We start from the raw sequence: 16,682 nt of genomic DNA on the forward strand, positions 1-16,682 counted from the left end.
TGCGTGACCAGGTCCGCGAGGCGACCATGGACGCATGACAACGACAGCTTCGGTGGTCGCGTTCGACCAGGTCAGCAAGGTGTACGGCGAGGTACGCGCCGTCGACGCCCTGACCTTGGACCTGCGCCCGGGGGAGACCGTGGCGCTGCTCGGACCCAACGGCGCGGGAAAGTCCACGACTCTGGACCTCCTGCTCGGCCTGAAGACCCCGGACAGCGGCAGCGTCCGCCTGTTCGGCGCCACGCCGCGTGAGGCGATCGTCGCCGGCAAGGTCGGCGCGATGCTCCAGAGCGGCGGCCTGATGGACGAGGTGACGGTCGCCGAACTCGTCCGCCTCGCCTGCGCCCTGCACCCCCGCCCCTACCGCCCGGCCGACGTGATGGCCCGCGCCGGCATCACCGCCATCGCCGACCGCAAGATGAACAAGCTCTCCGGCGGCCAGGCCCAGCGCGTCCGCTTCGCCTTCGCCACGGCCGGCGACAGCGACCTGATCGTCCTGGACGAACCGACGACGGGCATGGACGTCACGACCAGGCAGGGCTTCTGGGCGACCATGCGCGAACAGGCCGACCAGGGCCGCACGGTCCTGTTCGCCACGCACTACCTGGAGGAGGCCGACGCGATCGCCGACCGCGTCCTCGTCCTGCACCGGGGCCGCCTCCTCGCCGACGGCACGGCCGCCGAGATCAAGGCCAAGGCGGGCGCCCGCCGCATCTCCTTCGACCTGGCGGGCGAGATCCCGCAGACCCTGCGCGACCTGCCCTTCCTCACCGCGCTCACCGTGTCCAACAGCGGCTCCGCCGCGGGATCGGGCCGCACGGTCCGCATCCAGTCCACCGACGCCGACGCGACCGTCCACGCCCTGTACGGCACCGGCCTCTACCCCAGGAACCTCGAAGTCACCGGCCTCGGCCTGGAGCAGGCGTTCGTGGCGATCACCGAAGCCGAGGAGGCACGCACCCGATGAGCAGCCTGATCCGGCTCGAACTGTCCCGCGCCCTGCGCAACCGCAAGTTCCTCTTCTTCTCGGTGATCTACCCCGCCGCCCTGTTCCTGCTGATCGCGGGCAGCGCGGACTCCAAGGACAAGATCGACGGCACGGGTCTCACCCTCCCGACCTACATGATGGTCTCCATGGCCTCCTTCGGCGCCCTCACCGCCGCCCTCACCGGCAACAGCGAGCGCATCGCCAAGGAGCGGGAGAACGGCTGGACCCGGCAACTGAGGCTCACCACGCTCCCCGGCCGGGGCTACGTCCTCGCCAAGACCGCCAGCGCGGCCGTCGTGAGCCTCCCCTCGATCGTCGTCGTGTTCGCCGTCGCCGCGCTCGTGAAGGACGTACGGCTCGACGCCTGGCAGTGGATCCTCCTCACCGCCGCGATCTGGGCCGGCAGCCTCGTCTTCGCCGCGCTCGGCGTCGCCCTCGGCTATGTCGCGACCGGCGACGCGGTCCGGCCGATCACGATGATCACCTACTTCGGCCTGTCCATCCTGGGCGGGCTGTGGATGCCGACGACGACGTTCCCCGGCTGGCTCCAGGACATCGCGAAGTGGGTCCCCACGCACGCGTACGCCGCGCTCGGCCGCTCCATCGAACAGAGCGAGATGCCGCACGCGACGGACGTCGTCACCCTCGCCGTGTTCTTCGCCCTCTTCACGGGCGGCGCGGCGTGGCTGTACCGGAAGGACACGCTGAAGGCGTGAGCAGCGTCGGCATCGGGCAGCGCCCGCAGACCAGGAGACAGAAGGCCGTCAAGTTCCTCTGGATGAGCATCTGGCTCGCCTACCTGAGCGCGCCGATCAACGACCTCCTGCACGGCGGCCACGGTCCCGGTGTCCGGATCCTCGGCGCGATCGGCCTGACCGCGTTCGTCGCCTGGTACTTCACCCTGATCTTCCGCACCGGCCGGGGCGAGACCAACGCGCTGGTCCTCGGCTCGCTGGCGGTCCTGGCCACCCAGTCGGCGGTCCTCGCGCTCACGCTGGGCCGGGAGTGGCTCGTCCTGTTCGTGTACGTGTCGATCTCCTCCGGCGCCGCGCTCCCGTTCCGGCTGGCCCGCTGGACCATTCCGGCGGCCTCCGCGCTCCTGACCGGGGTCGCCCTCACGGTCCCCGGCGGAAAGGCCTACCTCGCCGGTCTGCTCTTCCCGGCGCTGCTCGGCGGCTTCTCGATGACCGGCATCCGCCAGCTCATCCGGACCACGGTGGAACTGCGCGAGGCCCGCGCGGCCGTCGCCCACCTCGCCGCCAACGAGGAACGCCTGCGCCTCGCGAGGGACCTGCACGACCTGCTCGGCCACTCCCTCTCCCTGATCACCCTCAAGAGCGAGCTGGCCGGGCGGATGCTGCCCGGGCACCCCGACAAGGCCGCCCAGCAGATCGCCGACATCGAGCAGGTCAGCCGGCAGGCCCTCGTCGACGTCCGGGAGGCCGTCACCGGCTACCGCAGGCCCCGGCTCGCCGCCGAACTCGCGGGCACGCGCGTCGCGTTGACGGCCGCCGGGGTCGAGGTGCGGCTCCCGGCGGACGTCCCGCTCGACGGGGTGTGCGAGGACAGCGAGTCCGCGCTCGCGTGGGCGCTGCGCGAGGCGATCACCAACGTCGTCCGGCACAGCGGGGCGGGCCGGTGCGCCGTCGACCTCGTCCGGCGCCAGACCCTCGACGGGCCCGTCCTCGAACTCGCCGTCGAGGACAACGGCTCCGGCGGCTCCCCGGGCACGCCAGGCAACGGGCTCACGGGGCTCACCGAACGCCTGGAGAAAGCGGGCGGCACCCTGGAGACGACCTGCACGAAACACGGCTTCCGGCTCGTCGCCCGCGTCCCCGTAGGATCCGCCCCATGACCCGCACGATCAAGATTCTCCTCGCCGAGGACCAGTCGATGGTCCGTGAGGCCCTCGCCGCGCTCCTCGGTCTGGAGGACGACATCGAGGTGGTCGCCCAGGCGGCGCGCGGCGACGAGGTCCTGGCGGCGGCCCGCGCGCACCCCGGCCTCGACGTCGCCCTCCTCGACATCGAGATGCCCGGCGCGACCGGCATCGAGGCGGCGGCGCAACTGCGCGGCGAGTTCCCGGAGTTGAAGCTGGTCATCCTCACGACCTTCGGCCGCCCCGGCTACCTGCGCAGCGCGATGGAGGCGGGCGCGGACGCGTTCCTCGTCAAGGACGCCCCCGCGGCCCAGCTCGCGCGGGCCATCCGCACGGTCCTCGCGGGCGAGCGCGTCATCGACCCCACCCTCGCGGCAGCCGCCCTCGCCGACGGCGCCAACCCCCTCACCGACCGCGAACGCGAGGTGCTCCGCGCGGCGGCCGACGGCAGCACGAACGCCGAACTCGCCGCGGAACTGCGCCTGTCCCAAGGGACGGTCCGCAACTACCTCTCGATGGCGATCCAGAAACTGGCGGCACGCAACCGGACGGAGGCGGTGCGGATAGCACGGGAGAAGGGGTGGCTGTGAATCAGCGCAGGTTGCGGTTGAGCAGCTCGATCGACTCCGGTACCCCCACGGCGCCGCCCGCCACAGCCGGGAGCCGCCCCTCCGAACGCTCCAGCTCCGCCAGCGCCCCGTCGATCGCGGCGTGCGCGGCGAACAGGCACGGCGTGCTGTAGATCGCGACGTCCACGCCGAGTTCCGCCAGCTCCGGCAGCGACAGCCGGGGCGAGCGGCCCCCGGCGATCTGGTTGAACAGCAGCGGCTTGTCGCCGACGGACGAACGGATCCGGCGGATCGCGTCGGCGTCCCGCACCCCGTCCACCAGCACGACGTCCGCGCCGGTCGCGGCGAGCGCCTTGGCCCGGACGAGGATCTCCGCCTCGTCGGTGGCGTCGGTACGGGCGACGACCACGAGGTCCGTCCGGCACGCCAGCACCCGCTCCAGCTTGTCGAGGTACTCGTCGAGGGGCAGCACCTGCTTCCCCGCGACATGCCCGCACCGCCGGGGCCGCTTCTGGTCCTCCAGGATCACCCCGGAGGCCCCGGCCCGCTCCAGCCGCCGTACGACCTGGGCGGCGACCTCGGGATCGCCGTGCCCGTCGTCGATGTCCACGAGCAGGTGGTGCCGGGGGAAGGCGGAGCGCAGCCGCTCCGTGAAGGCGACGATGTCCGGCCAGGCGATGAACCCGATGTCCGGCAGCCCGTAGTGGGACGCGGCGAAGCCGAACCCCGAGACGAACAGGCCGTCGTAGCGGGCGGCGGCGATCGACGCGGAGTACATGTCGTACACGCCGATCAGGGGAGTGGTTCCGGGGGCGGTGATCGCTGAGCGCAGCGCACTTCCGTACGGCATCTGGACGGCCTTCCAGCGTTGCTCCGAGTCGTCTGTCGCGCGCCTAACGATCGGTACGATCCGCTGGTCACGAGCGTGGGGCCGCACACTCAGTTCAACAGCGCCCGCGCCCCCAACGCCTCCCCCCGCACCTTCTCCGCCGCCCCCTCGTCGACCGCGCCCACGACCTCCGCGTACCCCTCCAACTCCTCGGCCCCGCCCAGGTAGTCCCCGCGCTGCACCAGCAACTTGCCCCGCTCGTACCGCAGTTGCGCCGGATGCGACGGCAGCAGCAACCCCAGCTCCACCGCCCACAGCGCGTCGGCGCTGCGCTCCAGCTGGCCGCCCGCCCAGGCCCGTACGTTGTTGAGGATGCGCGCTACGACGGCGAGCGGATCGGCGGCGCCCACCTCGCGCGAGGGGGACCGGGGCCCGCCCTCCATGACGCGCCCCCCGTCGAAGGGGTCGGCGACGACCCGCTCGGCGCGGTTGCCGAAGCCCACGACGAAGTGGCCCGGCGCGGCGATGCCGTACACGGGAGCCCCCGCGCGCCGGGCGACCTCGATCCAGACGACCGACAGCAGGATCGGCAACCCCCGCCGGCGTTCCAGGACGTGGGGGAGGAGGGAGGAGTCGAGGCGCTGGTAGTCGGACGCGTCGCCCCGGAAGCCGTACCGCTCGCCCAGCAGCACCCGTACGGCCTCGGCCCATGCGCGGGCGCCGCCGGGACGGTACGGCAACTCCCCGGCGAGCCGGTCGAGTTCGACCTGGAGGGCGTCCAGGTCGGCGGGCCCGAGCGACGGGTCCGCCGCCGCGCCGATCAGGAAGCACAGGGTCGCGAGGTCGGGCCGCTCGGCACGCGCCTCCTCGGCGAAGAGCCGCCGTACCTCGCCGGGCGGATAGCTCACGCCGGCTCCCGGTAGTGGTGGTAGGAGTGATGGACGGCGAACCCGAGCCCCTCGTACAGCGCGAGCGCCCCCGCGTTGTCGGCCTCCACCTGGAGCCAGGCGGCCGACGCCCCCTCCGCCAGCGCCCGCCCCGCGAGCACGGCCATGACATCCGTCCCGAGCCCCTCCCGCCGCCGCCCGGGATCGACCTCCACGGCGGAGAACCCGGCCCACCGCCCGTCGACGACACACCGCCCGATGGCGACGACGCTCTCCCCACCACGTCGCGAGGCACCTCCGGCGGCGCTCCCCGGGACATCCGCCCCGGCACCCCCGACACCGCCCCCCACCGCCGCGAACCACACCGAAGCCCCGCTCCCCAGCACCCGCAACGCCACGTCGCTCACCCCCTTGCGCTGATACCGCCCCAGCCAAGCGGCCCCGGCCTCGCGCGACAGCGTGACCTCCGCCCGCACCTCCCGGTCCGCCAGCGCCGCCAGCCCCCCGACCATCACCCGCGCGGTCACCTCCCGCACCCACCCCCGCGCCTCCAACTCCCCGCACAGCGCGTCCCCGTCCCCGGCCTGGACGTACGCCGGCAGCCCCCGCACCCCGTACCACTCCCGCACCACCCGCAGCGCCTCGTCCAGCGGCAGCCCGGGACTCCCCAGCGGCAGCACGGAGTTGGCCCGGCGGGTGAAGCCGGCGGCGGCCCGCAGCTCCCACTCCCCGAGCGGCGCGCTCTCGACCGGCAGCCAGGAACGCGCGGCGACCCGCGAGAGTTCCTCGTACGAAGCCGCGGGCACCCGGCGCCGGGCGGGAGCCGGGGGGACGACCTTGCCCGCGACGAGGGAGGTTGTGGGGATCCGCACCGCGACGCCGTCCCGGCGAGTGATGACGACCACATCGTCGTCCCATGATGTGAGAACACCCACCGTGTCGGTGAATTTCCCCTCCGTCACGGCGGGGTCGGAAATTCGCCGTACGGAGACGCGTTTGCCCACATCAGCAGCCGTAATGCGAACTTTGAGCCGACCTGCGCCACGGATTTCCACGAGTCCGTCCACCCCTCCTGTTCGGATCATGCCCAAGAACGGAGATACTAGGTGGCGGGCATCGACGACGCCGCGCTCCCGCGCGCCAGGCGGCGGAGCCTGAGGAGGCCCGCCAGCGCCCTATCGAGGAGGAACGACAGCGTGACCTACGTCATCGCGCAGCCTTGTGTCGACGTGAAGGACAAGGCGTGCATCGAGGAGTGCCCGGTCGACTGTATTTACGAGGGCTCACGGTCCTTGTACATCCACCCGGACGAATGCGTCGACTGCGGTGCCTGTGAGCCGGTCTGCCCGGTCGAGGCGATCTTCTACGAGGACGACACTCCGGAGGAGTGGAAGGACTACTACAAGGCGAACGTGGAGTTCTTCGACGAGCTGGGCTCCCCGGGCGGCGCCAGCAAGTTGGGCCTGATCGAGCGGGACCACCCGTTCGTGGCCGCGCTGCCGCCGCAGGCCTGACCCTACGGGCCTCAGCACCGTCGCCTCGGTCCCCTCCAGGGGCCGAGGCGTTTGCCGTACCAGAAAGTGAGCGTCCCGTTGTCTCTCGCCGACCTTCTCCCCACGTTCCCCTGGGACAAGCTGGCCCCCTACAAGCAGACGGCCGCCGCGCACCCCGACGGCATCGTCGACCTCTCCGTGGGCACGCCGGTCGACCCCGTCCCGGAGCTGATCCAGCAGGCCCTGACCGCCGCCGCCGACTCCCCGGGCTACCCCACGGTCTGGGGCACCCCCGCGCTGCGCGACGCGATCACCGCCTGGCTGGAGACCCGCCTCGGCGCACGCGACGTCACCCACCACCACGTCCTGCCGATCGTCGGCTCCAAGGAACTGGTGGCCTGGCTCCCGACCCAGCTCGGCCTGGGCCCCGGCGACAAGGTCGCCTACCCGCGCCTCGCGTACCCCACCTACGAGGTAGGCGCCCGCCTGGCTCGCGCGGACTACGAGGTGTACGACGACCCCACGGCCCTCGACCCCGCGAACCTCAGGCTCCTCTGGCTCAACTCCCCCTCGAACCCGACCGGCAAGGTCCTCACCAAGGAGGAGCTGGCCCGCACGGTCGCCTGGGCCCGCGAGCACGGCGTCCTGGTCTTCTCGGACGAGTGCTACCTCGAACTCGGCTGGGAGGCGGACCCGGTCTCGGTCCTCCACCCGGACGTCAACGGCGGTTCGTACGAGGGCATCGTGTCCGTCCACTCCCTGTCCAAGCGGTCCAACCTGGCGGGCTACCGGGCGGCGTTCCTCGCGGGCGACCCCGCGGTCCTGGGCCCGCTCCTGGAGATCCGCAAGCACGGCGGCATGATGACGTCGGCCCCGACCCAGGCGGCGGTCATCGCGGCGCTGGGCGACGACAAGCACGTACAGGAACAGCGCGAGCGGTACGCGGCGCGGCGTACGGCGCTGCGGGACGCGCTGGTCGCGCACGGCTTCCGCATCGAACACAGCGAGGCGAGCCTCTACCTGTGGGCGACGAGGGACGAGTCGTGCTGGGAAACGGTGGCGCACCTCGCGGAGTTGGGCATCCTGGTGGCGCCGGGTGACTTCTACGGCGAGGCCGGGGCCACCTACGTACGCGTGGCCCTCACCGCGACGGACGAGCGTGTCGAGTCCGCGGTGGCAAGGCTTGTCCGAACGACAGCCTGAAGGACGACGGGGCCCGGAGGTGATCACCCTCCGGGCCCCGCGGCGCGAGAAGTCTCAGCCCCCCAGCGGAAGCCCCTTCAGCGGCAGCGTCTGCGCGCCCTTCGTGAGGGAGTCCGTCGGCAGCCCGCCCTTGGTGGCGGACTTGGCGGTGTCGCCGACGAGGTCGCCCGAGGCGCCCGCCGTGGCCCCCGCGGCCTTGGACGCCGGAGGCGTCACCTTCTTCACGGCCTGGCCCCCGCTCTTGCCGACGGCGGGCACCGCCTGCTCGGTGACCTTCGCCCCGTTCTGGCCGGCGGTCTCCGTCGCCGCCTGCGTCGTGCTGTCGAGCGTGTTGGAGACACCGGCCGTGTCGAGGGAGGTCAGCCCGCCGAGGCCGGAGAGGGGAGCCGCCGGCGCCGCGCTGGCCGTGCCGGCCACACCGACCCCGGCAGCCGCCCCAGCGGCGACGAGCAGCGCGGCACGGGCGATCCGACGGGTCAGGGGAAGGGAGGACATGTCGCTCCTACGAGCTGGTTCGGACTCTGACGCCGTGAGAACAGCCGCAGGCCCCGGGAAGGTTGCGGATCAGCAACGTAAAGACTTGGCAATGCGTCGCATTATCGGGCTGTGAACACCCCGGTCGGCGTACCCCTCGCACTACTGACCGGTGGTGATCCGCACCGACTTCTCCCGGTCGGCGCGCGTCTCGCCGGCCGGCTCCCACCGGCTGTCGCTGTTCCCGGCGACCCAGGTCCGGCCCGCGTAGGTGACGCGCTGGATGTGCAGCGCCGAGGAGTTGGCGACGGCCCAGTGCGCGAGTTGCCACCCCCGCTCGGGCACGGACCGCCCGGCGGAGGCCGTGTCGCCGACGACGGGGAGCGAGACGGTCTGGCCGCCGCTTGTCGCCGTCGGCCCCTCCTCGCGCGTACTCGCCGTGGACGCCGCCGCCGTCCCCTGGACCGCGTCGCGCCCGAAGTCCCGTACGAGCGCGGCCCGTACGGCGCTCTCGCCGGTCGCGGTGACGGTCGCGTCCGGCCGCCCCGTACACGTCAGGGTCGCGGCGGACCGCCCGGTGAGGGCGGCGGCGAGGACGGTCGCGTCGGGCTCGTGCTTGGCGTACGCGTCCGGGTAGCCGCTGCGCTGGACGCGCTGCGCGGCGACCGTGAGGGGGAGGTCCTCGTAGCCGCGGACCTTCTTGAGGTGCTTGTAGAACTCGCCCGCCGAATACGCCGGGTCCTGCACCTGCGCCTCGGTGCCCCAGCCCTGCGAGGGCCGCTGCTGGAAGAGGCCGAGCGAATCCCGGTCGCCGTGCGCGAGGTTGCGCAGCCCGGACTCCTGGAGCGCGGTCGCCAGCGCGATCGTCACCGCCCGCTGCGGCATCCCGAGGTTCGTGCCGACCGCCGTGATCGTCGCCGCGTTGACGGCCTGCTCCGGCGTGAACTCGTAACTCTTCCCGCCCTGCTGGGCGGCGGACACTTTGCAGCCCGGGTCACCGGTCCCGCCGGTGATGTACTGCACCACCACATAGCCCGCGACGGCGAGCAGGACGACGACCGCGGCCAGCGAACGCAGCAGGCGGCCAGGGCGCTTGGAGGAGGGGGACGGGGCTGACACGCGTACAAGGTACTGGAGAGTACGGTCGCGTACGGGCCAGGTGCGAACACTGGTCCGACTCCTTGGCGCGTTAGGGTCGGCACCATGGCCGACACCCCGCTTGACCTCACTCTGGATGCCGCCGCGCTCACCGCGCGTCTCGTCGACTTCCCTTCGGAGAGCGGCACGGAGGAGCCCCTCGCCGACGCGATCGAGGCCGCCCTGCGCACGCTGCCCCACCTGACGGTCGACCGCCACGGCAACAACGTCGTCGCCCGTACGGGGCTGGGGCTGCCGGAGCGCGTCATCCTCGCCGGCCACATCGACACGGTCCCGATCGCCGGCAACGTCCCCTCCCGCCTCGACCCCGACGGGACCCTCTGGGGCTGCGGCACCTGCGACATGAAGTCCGGGGTGGCGGTCCAGCTCCGCATCGCCGCGACGGTGCCGGCGCCCAACCGGGACCTCACCTTCATCTTCTACGACAACGAGGAGGTCGAGGCCAGCCGCAACGGCCTCGGCCACGTCGCCCGCGCCCACCCCGAGTGGCTCGCCGGCGACTTCGCCGTCCTCCTGGAGCCGTCCGACGGCCAGGTCGAGGGCGGCTGCCAGGGCACCTTGCGCGTCCAGCTCCGCACCAAGGGCGAGCGCGCCCACTCCGCCCGCTCCTGGATGGGCGCCAACGCGATCCACGCCGCCGCCCCCATCCTGGCCCGCCTCGCCGCGTACGAACCCCGGCGCCCCGTCATCGACGGGCTCGAGTACCGCGAGGGGCTCAACGCGGTCGGGATCGGCGGGGGAGTGGCCGGGAACGTCATCCCCGACGAGTGCGTGGTGACCGTCAACTTCCGCTACGCGCCCGACCGCAGTGAGGGCGAGGCGATCGCGCACGTCCGCGAGGTCTTCGCGGGCTGCTACGACGACCTCGTGGTCACCGACCACAGCCCCGGCGCCCTCCCCGGCCTCTCCCACCCCGCGGCGGCGGCCTTCGTCGAGGCGGTCGGCGGCACCCCGATGCCGAAGTTCGGCTGGACCGACGTGAGCCGCTTCTCCTCCCTCGGCGTCCCGGCCGTCAACTACGGCCCCGGCAACCCCCTGTTGGCCCACAAGCGCGACGAACGCGTCGACACGGCCGCGATCCTGCACGCCGAGGAACGCCTGCGGACCTGGCTGACACGCTGACGTCCCCCGTCCGTAACCCCCGCGGATCTAGGCTGAGGTACGGAACCACCAGCAAGTGCAAGTGAAGGGAGCGCACATGACGGTCGAGGGAAACCCCCAGCCGGAAGAACAGCGTCTGGGGCCGGTCCTGCGCAGGCGCTCCCAAGTCACGGCGAGCACCACGGACCAGCGCCTCCTCGACGCCGGCGGCCCCTCGGACTGGGTCCACACCGACCCCTGGCGCGTCCTGCGCATCCAGTCCGAGTTCATCGAGGGCTTCGGCACCCTCGCCGAACTCCCGCCCGCGATCAGCGTCTTCGGCTCCGCCCGCACCAAGCCCGACTCCCCCGAGTACGAGGCGGGCGTCCGCCTCGGCCACGCCCTCGTCGACGCGGGCTGGGCGGTCATCACGGGCGGCGGCCCCGGCGCCATGGAAGCCGCCAACAAGGGCGCCTGCGAGGCGGGCGGCATCTCGGTCGGCCTCGGCATCGAGCTGCCCTTCGAACAGGGCCTCAACCCCTACGTCGACATCGGCCTCAACTTCCGCTACTTCTTCGTCCGCAAGATGATGTTCGTCAAGTACGCCCAGGGTTTCGTGGTCCTCCCCGGCGGCCTCGGCACCCTCGACGAACTCTTCGAGGCGCTGACCCTCGTCCAGACCCAGAAGGTCACCCGCTTCCCCATCGTCCTCTTCGGCACGGAGTACTGGGGCGGCCTCATCGACTGGATCAAGAACACCCTCGTCGCGGAGGGCAAGGCGTCCGAGAAGGACCTGCTCCTGTTCCACGTCACGGACGACGTGGACGAGGCGGTCGCGCTGGTGTCGAAGGAAGCGGCTCGCTGAGCCGCCGGCCGGCCCCCGGCTCACAGCGCCGGGGGCCGGCCCAGCCGGGCCATCCGCCACACGGTCCGCCACCGCATGGGACGCCGCTCTGCACACGGAATCCGAGTATGCGGCCTACACGCAGGGCGTCCAAGCAGGCCAACCCGGCCTGGTCGCCAAGGCCTGAACGCTTGCCCGCCGGGCCGCCCAGCACGAACGCATCACCCTGACCGACCGTGACATGGCGACCGCGGTTCTCATCTCGCCAGCGGAACTGGAGGACGTGGAGGACGCGCGGGCCTTGGTGTGCCCGGAGGGCGCACGCTGGAGTAAGAGCCGTTACGCCAGCCCCCGCCGAGCCACCGCCGGTTCCCGGTGACCGGCGATCGACGCCACCATGTCGAGTACCTGCCGCGTCTCCGCGACCTCGTGGACGCGGTACACCTGCGCCCCCAGCCAGGCGGAGACGGCGGTGGTCGCCAGCGTCCCGATCAACCGCTCCTTGACCGGCCGGTCCAGCGTCTCGCCGACGAAGTCCTTGTTGGACAGTGACACGAGTACGGGCCAGCCGGTGGCGGCCATCTCGCCGAGGCGCCGCGTCGCCTCCAGGCTGTGCCGCGTGTTCTTGCCGAAGTCGTGCCCGGGGTCGATGAGGATCGACTCGCGGGGGACGCCCAAGGATGCGGCGCGTTCCGCGAGGCCGAGGGTGACGTCCAGGATGTCGGTCATGACGTCGTCGTAGGCGACCCGGTGCGGACGGGTACGCGGCTCCGAGCGCCCCGCGTGCGTGCAGACCAGCCCGGCGCCGTACCGCGCCGCGACCTCCGCCAGACCCGGGTCGACGCCTCCCCACGCGTCGTTCAGGAGGTCCGCGCCGGCCTCGCAGACGGCCTCGCCGACGGACGCGCGCCACGTGTCGACGCTGATGATCACATCGGGGAACCGGCGGCGGACCTCCGCGACGAAACCGACCGTCCGGCGGGCCTCCTCCTCGGCGGTGACCTCCTCGCCGGGGCCGGCTTTGACGCCGCCGATGTCGACGATCGCGGCACCCTCGGAGACGGCCTGCGCCACGCGCGCGAGCGCGGGCTCGTCGGCGAAGGTGGCGCCCTGGTCGTAGAAGGAGTCGGGCGTCCGGTTGACGATCGCCATGATCACCGGTTCGTGCGGACCGAATTCACGCCTGCCCAGCCTGAGCATCCCCTGTGACCTCTCCTAGTGCATGCGGGACATCCGCCGCCTGAGACCCTAACTGTCCGACTCGCATGGCACGATCAGGGGCAAGACACGTCCGACGTTCGAGCGGGGCCCGCCGATGGTTATGTTCTTGTTCCTGGTCATCGCGCTCGCCGTGGTGGTCGCCGCGGTGACGCTCGCCGTGGTGGGCGGCGGCGAGGGTACGGGCCCGCTGCCGGAGGAGTCGCCGCAGCGGCTGCACGACCCGCTGCCGTGGGACCGCCCGGTCACGCGCGCGGACGTCGACAGCCTCCGCTTCCCGCTGGCCGCGCGCGGCTACCGCATGTCGGACGTCGACGACGCGCTCGGCAGACTCGCCGCGGAACTCGCGGAGCGCGACGTGCGGATCGCCGACCTGGAGGCCGCGCTGACGGCCCCGCGCGTGTCGGTGGAGAAGACCGCACCGGAGGACGACCGGTGACCGACGCCCTCGCCGGTCCGGACGGCGTCCTGCGCTGCCCCTGGGCCCTGTCCACGCCGGACTACGTGACGTACCACGACGACGAGTGGGGCCGCCCCGTCCACGGCGACGACGCCCTCTTCGAGCGCCTCAGCCTGGAGGCGTTCCAGTCGGGCCTCTCCTGGATCACGATCCTGCGCCGCCGCCCCACCTTCCGTACGGCGTTCAGCGACTTCCGGATCGTCAAGGTGGCCGCGTTCACCGACGCCGACCGTACGCGCCTGCTGGCCGACCCCGGGATCATCCGCAACCGCGCGAAGGTCGACGCGACGCTGGCCAACGCGCGCGTGCTGGCCGACTGGACACCGGGTGAGCTGGACGAGCTGATCTGGTCCCACGCCCCGAAGAAGCCCCGCACAGCGCCCAGGACCCTCGCCGACGTACCCGCCGTGACGGACGAGTCGAAGGCGCTGGCCAAGGAGCTGAAGAAGCGGGGCCTGAGGTTCGTGGGACCGACGACGGCGTACGCGCTCATGCAGGCGTGCGGGCTGGTCGACGACCACCTGAAGGACTGCGGCGCGCGCGGCTAGCGCCCCACGTACTTCGGCTTCTCCTTGTTGACGAACGCCGTCACCGCGATCCGGTGGTCCTCCGCCGCGCCCGCGCGGGACTGCAACTCGTCCTCCTTGTCGAGCGTCTCCGTCAACGAGTGCGTCAACCCGAACGCGACCGACTCCTTGAGCGCGGCGTACGCGACGGTCGGCCCCTCGGCGAGCGCGCGGGCCACCTTCAGCGCCTCCTCCCGCAGGGAGGCCGCCGGGACGACACGGTTCGCGATGCCCCAGTCCAGCGCGTCCTGCGCGGTGATGCTGCGCGGGAACAGCAGCAGGTCGGTCGCCCGGGACGGGCCCACCACACGCGGGAGGGTCCACGAGATCCCGGAGTCGGCGGTGAGCGCGACACCGGCGAAGGACGTGTTGAACGAGGCCGTGTCGGCGACGATCCGGTAATCCGCGGCGAGCGCGAACCCGAACCCGGCCCCCGCGGCGACCCCGTTGACGGCGGCGACGACCGGCTTCGCGGCACCCGTCAGCGCGCGCGTGATGGGGTTGTAGTGCTCCCCGACGGTGCTCATCACGGCGTCCGAGCCCTCGGCCAGCAGCCCGATGTGCTCCTTGAGGTCCTGGCCCACGCAGAACGCCCGCTCCCCGGCGGCGGTCAGCAGGATCGCGCGTACGGCGGGGTCGCCGGCGGCGGACTCGGCGGCCTCCCGCAGCGCGACCTTCGTCGCGACGTTCAGCGCGTTCATCGCCTCCGGACGGTTCAAGGTGATGACCGCGAGCCCGTCGGTCACCTCGTACAGCACGCTGTCGGCCATGGAGTGTCCCCTCCGCATCGAAAAGTAACGTCGCCGGCACACAGCATGGCGGAGTTCGACGTCCGAGGACCGGACGGAGCGTGTGACCTGCGTCAAAGAATGCGGCCCCGTTCTCGGACGGCCTAACGGGGTGAGGCGGAGCAGTATCGCAGTCACACCGCCGAATTGGGTGGTTTTGCTCGCGCGCGTTGCCCAAGCGATGCCGTCCGAAGTTGGTCATCGGGTCCTGAGATGCGGGATAATGGCTTGGAAGCAATGTGTTCGATGCCGGTGTCGCGTGTCCCACGCAGGACCGCGCGTGCCCTCCCAGGGGCCGTCGGCTTTGACGGTGAGCTGGTTTCAGGAAGGGGAACGAGCATGGCGGCCATGAAGCCGCGGACGGGCGACGGCCCGCTTGAGGTGACCAAAGAGGGGCGGGGCATCGTCATGCGCGTTCCGCTCGAAGGCGGCGGGCGGCTCGTCGTCGAGCTGACCCCAGACGAGGCCACGGCGCTCGGCGAGGCCCTCAACAAGGTCGTCAGCTGACGCAAGAAAGTGCCCCTTACGACAGTCCCGGCATCGCGTGCGGCGCCGGGGCTGTCGTTTTCACCGACCAGGTACGTCGCCGCTCAGCGCTTGACCGCGCACAGCAGCCCGTCCCCCACCGGCAGCAGCGACGGCACCAGCTCGGTGCTCTCGCGGACCGTACGCAGCAGCTCGCGCACGCGCACGACCTCCGTCGGCTGGGGCCCGGAGTCGACGGTACGGCCGTTGGCGAAGACGCCCTCGAAGACCACCAGCCCGCCCGGCCGCAGCAGGCGCAACGATTCAGCTAGGTAGTCCAGCAGTTCGAGCCGGTCGCCGTCGCAGAAGACGAGGTCGTAGCCGGAGTCGGCGAGCCGCGGCAGGACGTCCAGCGCGCGCCCGGGGATGAACCGCGCCCGGTTGCTGGCGAACCCGCACGCGCGAAACGCCTGCCGGGCGAACTGCTGGTGCTCCGGCTCGGGGTCGACGGTCGTCAGGACGCCGTCCGTACGCATGCCGTGCAGGAGATGGAGACCGGAGACGCCGGTGCCGGTGCCGATCTCGGCGACCGCCTTCGCGTCGACCGTCGCGGCCAGCAACCGCAGCGCGGCGCCCGTGCTGGGCGACACCGAGCGCAGCCCTGCCTCACGGGCCCGGTCGCGGGCCCAGCGCAGCGCGTCGTCCTCGGCGGCGTAGGCGTCGGCGAACGCCCAGCTTGCCTGCCGGTTGCCGGTAATGACCCTCTCCTGTTCCCCATGATGTGCCTCGGCGTGACTGTATCCGTTGCGGGCGGGAACCCGCAGATGGGACCGCGCGTTTGAAGGGGTGGGAACGGTGATGGGGGGACACAGTTGGATCACGGAGACGGGTGGCGCGGCAAGTCCGGGCGGACGCAGCCGTATGAGCCGTATCAGCCCAGATCAAATTCAGGTAAAACCGCTTATCCGGAGCTAACGGGCGAGGTGGCTATGGTAGGGGCTCCACTGGACACCACCAGAGCCGACAGGGGAGGTGCGGCCCAGTCTGTGGATCGGGGAGGAGTGCTCCGGCGCTTTCTCGGATCGGCGGGCAGGCCGAAATCCGTGAACGACACCGCTGACCGCAACCACGCCGGCGACTACGCCCAGACCGCGACCTTCTCCACCGACGCGGACGGGCAGGCGTGGACTCCGCCCACGTGGGAGGAGATCGTCAGCACGCACAGCGGACGCGTCTACCGCCTGGCCTACCGCCTGACGGGCAACCAGCACGACGCCGAGGACCTCACGCAGGAGGTCTTCGTCCGCGTCTTCCGCTCCCTGTCGACCTACACGCCGGGCACCTTCGAGGGCTGGCTGCACCGCATCACCACCAACCTCTTCCTCGACATGGTCCGCCGCAAGCAGCGCATCCGCTTCGACTCCCTCGGGGAGGACGCGGCGGAGCGCCTCGCCAGCAAGGAGCCGACCCCGCAGCAGCTCTTCAACGACGCCCACTTCGACGCGGACGTCCAGCAGGCGCTGGACACCCTCGCGCCCGAGTTCCGCGCGGCCGTCGTGCTGTGCGACATCGAGGGGCTGTCGTACGAGGAGATCGCGGCGACCCTCGGCGTCAAGCTCGGGACCGTCCGCTCCCGCATCCACCGGGGCCGCTCCCAGCTCCGCAAGGCCCTCGCGCACCGCTCGCCGCAGGCGCGCGAGGCCGAGCGGCGGCGGACGTTCATGGCCCGCGTCCCCGTCCTGGGGGGAGGGGGCGCGACCGCGTGAGTGGACTCGGTGGCT

The 16,682-nt window shown here is 72.0% G+C and carries 19 protein-coding genes and 1 pseudogene; 12 read left to right on the top strand and 8 right to left on the bottom strand.

Features of this window, described 5'->3' with window-relative positions:
* Positions 1–97: 97 nt before the first annotated feature.
* The 4 genes and pseudogenes from PV682_RS25730 to PV682_RS25745 all read left to right on the top strand — a co-directional run.
* A pseudogene (locus tag PV682_RS25730) lies at positions 98–967 on the top strand (ABC transporter ATP-binding protein); the annotation flags it as partial.
* The gene (locus PV682_RS25735) at positions 964–1,704 is read left to right on the top strand and encodes an ABC transporter permease (RefSeq protein WP_319733814.1); all 741 of its coding nucleotides are present in this window, start codon (positions 964–966) and stop codon (positions 1,702–1,704) included. The pseudogene PV682_RS25730 and the gene PV682_RS25735, both read left to right, overlap by 4 nt.
* A complete protein-coding gene (locus tag PV682_RS25740) occupies positions 1,701–2,843 on the top strand; it encodes a sensor histidine kinase (RefSeq protein WP_319733816.1) in 1,143 nt (380 codons plus the stop codon). The genes PV682_RS25735 and PV682_RS25740 overlap by 4 nt, the downstream gene beginning before the upstream one ends.
* The gene (locus PV682_RS25745; RefSeq protein WP_319733818.1) at positions 2,840–3,457 is read left to right on the top strand and encodes a response regulator transcription factor; all 618 of its coding nucleotides are present in this window, start codon (positions 2,840–2,842) and stop codon (positions 3,455–3,457) included. The genes PV682_RS25740 and PV682_RS25745 overlap by 4 nt, the downstream gene beginning before the upstream one ends.
* Before the next feature lies 1 nt (position 3,458).
* Here PV682_RS25745 and PV682_RS25750 read toward each other — a convergent pair whose 3' ends face one another.
* The 3 genes from PV682_RS25750 to PV682_RS25760 form a co-directional block, all read right to left on the bottom strand.
* Positions 3,459–4,286, bottom strand: a complete 828-nt coding sequence (locus tag PV682_RS25750; RefSeq protein ID WP_319733820.1) for an isocitrate lyase/PEP mutase family protein — start codon at positions 4,284–4,286, stop codon at positions 3,459–3,461.
* Positions 4,287–4,375: 89 nt separating this feature from the next.
* Entirely contained in the window at positions 4,376–5,173 is a 798-nt protein-coding gene (locus tag PV682_RS25755) for a transglutaminase-like domain-containing protein (protein ID WP_319733822.1), read from the bottom strand.
* A complete protein-coding gene (locus PV682_RS25760) occupies positions 5,170–6,207 on the bottom strand; it encodes a GNAT family N-acetyltransferase (protein ID WP_319733952.1) in 1,038 nt (345 codons plus the stop codon). The genes PV682_RS25755 and PV682_RS25760 overlap by 4 nt, the downstream gene beginning before the upstream one ends.
* Before the next feature lie 141 nt (positions 6,208–6,348).
* Here PV682_RS25760 and fdxA point away from each other — a divergent pair, with 141 nt between their 5' ends.
* A complete protein-coding gene (fdxA, locus tag PV682_RS25765; RefSeq protein WP_010350536.1) occupies positions 6,349–6,666 on the top strand; it encodes a ferredoxin in 318 nt (105 codons plus the stop codon).
* A gap of 78 nt (positions 6,667–6,744) precedes the next feature.
* Positions 6,745–7,848 (top strand): bifunctional succinyldiaminopimelate transaminase/glutamate-prephenate aminotransferase, encoded by a 1,104-nt coding sequence (locus PV682_RS25770; protein ID WP_319733954.1) that lies wholly within the window; start codon positions 6,745–6,747, stop codon positions 7,846–7,848.
* 54 nt (positions 7,849–7,902) lie between these two features.
* On the opposite strand, the gene PV682_RS25775 is transcribed toward PV682_RS25770, so the two are convergent.
* A complete protein-coding gene (locus PV682_RS25775; RefSeq protein ID WP_319733826.1) occupies positions 7,903–8,343 on the bottom strand; it encodes an ATP-binding protein in 441 nt (146 codons plus the stop codon).
* Between the two features lie 141 nt (positions 8,344–8,484).
* Positions 8,485–9,441, bottom strand: coding sequence for a heavy metal transporter (locus PV682_RS25780; protein ID WP_319733828.1), 957 nt, complete (start codon positions 9,439–9,441; stop codon positions 8,485–8,487).
* 84 nt (positions 9,442–9,525) lie between these two features.
* Here PV682_RS25780 and dapE point away from each other — a divergent pair, with 84 nt between their 5' ends.
* Together dapE and PV682_RS25790 are read left to right on the top strand one after the other, a co-directional pair.
* Positions 9,526–10,602, top strand: a complete 1,077-nt coding sequence (gene dapE, locus PV682_RS25785; RefSeq protein WP_319733830.1) for a succinyl-diaminopimelate desuccinylase — start codon at positions 9,526–9,528, stop codon at positions 10,600–10,602.
* Positions 10,603–10,678: 76 nt separating this feature from the next.
* Positions 10,679–11,425, top strand: coding sequence for an LOG family protein (locus tag PV682_RS25790; RefSeq protein WP_319733832.1), 747 nt, complete (start codon positions 10,679–10,681; stop codon positions 11,423–11,425).
* A 318-nt stretch (positions 11,426–11,743) separates the two neighbouring features.
* Here the strand turns inward: PV682_RS25790 and folP are convergent, their stop codons facing one another.
* The gene (gene folP / locus PV682_RS25795) at positions 11,744–12,604 is read right to left on the bottom strand and encodes a dihydropteroate synthase (RefSeq protein WP_319733834.1); all 861 of its coding nucleotides are present in this window, start codon (positions 12,602–12,604) and stop codon (positions 11,744–11,746) included.
* Between the two features lie 121 nt (positions 12,605–12,725).
* Here folP and PV682_RS25800 point away from each other — a divergent pair, with 121 nt between their 5' ends.
* Together PV682_RS25800 and PV682_RS25805 are read left to right on the top strand one after the other, a co-directional pair.
* Complete coding sequence (locus PV682_RS25800) at positions 12,726–13,061, top strand: DivIVA domain-containing protein (protein WP_319733956.1); 336 nt, start codon at positions 12,726–12,728, stop codon at positions 13,059–13,061.
* Positions 13,058–13,630: a DNA-3-methyladenine glycosylase I gene (locus tag PV682_RS25805; protein WP_319733836.1), complete on the top strand. Its 573-nt coding sequence runs from the start codon at positions 13,058–13,060 to the stop codon at positions 13,628–13,630. The genes PV682_RS25800 and PV682_RS25805 overlap by 4 nt, the downstream gene beginning before the upstream one ends.
* Here PV682_RS25805 and chcB read toward each other — a convergent pair.
* Positions 13,627–14,418, bottom strand: a complete 792-nt coding sequence (chcB, locus tag PV682_RS25810) for a 2-cyclohexenylcarbonyl CoA isomerase (RefSeq protein WP_319733838.1) — start codon at positions 14,416–14,418, stop codon at positions 13,627–13,629. The two genes, PV682_RS25805 and chcB, sit on opposite strands and share 4 nt — an antisense overlap.
* Before the next feature lie 357 nt (positions 14,419–14,775).
* On the opposite strand from chcB, the gene PV682_RS25815 reads away from it, so the two are divergent.
* Complete coding sequence (locus tag PV682_RS25815; RefSeq protein WP_010350523.1) at positions 14,776–14,943, top strand: DUF3117 domain-containing protein; 168 nt, start codon at positions 14,776–14,778, stop codon at positions 14,941–14,943.
* Between the two features lie 83 nt (positions 14,944–15,026).
* Here the strand turns inward: PV682_RS25815 and PV682_RS25820 are convergent, their stop codons facing one another.
* The gene (locus tag PV682_RS25820) at positions 15,027–15,725 is read right to left on the bottom strand and encodes an O-methyltransferase (RefSeq protein ID WP_319733958.1); all 699 of its coding nucleotides are present in this window, start codon (positions 15,723–15,725) and stop codon (positions 15,027–15,029) included.
* 237 nt (positions 15,726–15,962) lie between these two features.
* On the opposite strand from PV682_RS25820, the gene sigE reads away from it, so the two are divergent.
* A complete protein-coding gene (sigE, locus tag PV682_RS25825) occupies positions 15,963–16,667 on the top strand; it encodes an RNA polymerase sigma factor SigE (protein WP_079057115.1) in 705 nt (234 codons plus the stop codon).
* The last annotated feature ends 15 nt before the right edge of the window (positions 16,668–16,682 follow it).

Origin of the sequence: Streptomyces niveiscabiei (genome assembly GCF_033794345.1) — a bacterium.
GTDB lineage: Bacteria > Actinomycetota > Actinomycetes > Streptomycetales > Streptomycetaceae > Streptomyces > Streptomyces niveiscabiei.